Source organism: Kangiella shandongensis (genome assembly GCF_020005365.1).
Taxonomy (GTDB): Bacteria; Pseudomonadota; Gammaproteobacteria; order Enterobacterales; family Kangiellaceae; genus Kangiella; species Kangiella shandongensis.
Window position 1 is genome coordinate 1 of record NZ_JACNML010000023.1, and the last position, 1,232, is coordinate 1,232.

Here is a 1,232-nt window from a genome sequence, read left to right on the forward strand (position 1 = left end):
TGAATCGCCCCGATATTCCTAGACACTTTTTAGCTATACAATGAAGCTAAAGAGGAGAATGAAATGTCATCCAAGCGATATACCGAAGAATTTAAAATTCAGGCCGTCAAGCACATTACAGAAAGCGGTCATAGCGTCAGCGAAGTGGGTCGCCGTTTAGGGGTAACCACGAAAAGCTTATACAGTTGGCTTGAGCGCTATGGCGATAGTCGAGAGGCTTACCAACAAGAAAGTGCAAGCCAGGCAGAAATCAAACGGCTTCAAAAAGAATTAAAACGAGTGACTCAGGAACGCGATATCTTAAAGGAGGCCGCGGCGTACTTTGCAGGCGAGTCAAAGAAAGGTACGCGTTCATAAAATCACGAGTGGCTCGTTATCCAGTACGCCTATTATGCTCAGTATTAAGCTGTCATCCCAGTGGCTACTATGCCTGGCTAAAAACACCTGTTACTCAGCGTGAAAAGAAGGAGCGGGAACACCTGGGGTTTATTAAACAATCCTGGCTGGAAAGCGGTGGAGTTTATGGCTACCGCAAGATCTACCGTGACTTACTGGCTCAAGGGGTTGCTTGTGGCAAAAACCGTGTAGCAAGGTTGATGAAGTTGGAAGGCTTGTTCTCTCAACGTGGTTATCACAAACGCTATCGGTATCGTTCGGGGCAAGCTTCAGAAGTTGCCGATAATCATCTGCAACGGCAGTTTGAGGTTCGCGCTCCCAATCAGGTCTGGGTGACTGACATCACTTATATCAAAACCCATGAAGGCTGGCTGTTTTTGGCTGTGGTCATGGATTTATTTTCAAGACACATTATTGGTTGGTCAATGAGCCACAAAATTAATGCCGATCTGGTATTGAATGCCCTCATCATGGCGATTTGGAGAAGAAAGCCTAAACATCGGGTACTGGTACATTCTGATCAAGGAAGCCAGTATACAAGCTATGACTGGTCAGAGTTACTGCAAGCTCATGGCTTAAAAGCGAGTATGAGTCGTAAGGGAAACTGTCACGACAATGCAGTTGCAGAAAGCTTCTTTGCGCAGCTAAAGCGAGAGAGAGTAAAGCGCCGGATTTATAGCGATAGAGAGCAAGCTAAACAAGATATATTCGACTACATCGAAATGTTTTACAATGCCAAGCGACGACATGGTAACAATGATGATGTGTCACCAGTCGAGTTTGAAAAGAACTATTTTATGAAGCTAAAAGGTATCTAGAAAACTTGGGGCGATTCA

General features: G+C 45.0%; 1 protein-coding gene. It reads left to right on the top strand.

The genetic code is table 11. The features are described from left to right. The first annotated feature begins 63 nt into the window (after positions 1-63). Positions 64-1,214 (top strand): IS3 family transposase gene (locus H7708_RS13365; RefSeq protein ID WP_223671355.1). Its coding sequence is split into 2 segments (ribosomal slippage): positions 64-307 and positions 307-1,214, totalling 1,152 coding nucleotides; the frame shifts between segments, so codons are not numbered across the junction. Positions 1,215-1,232: the final 18 nt, after the last annotated feature.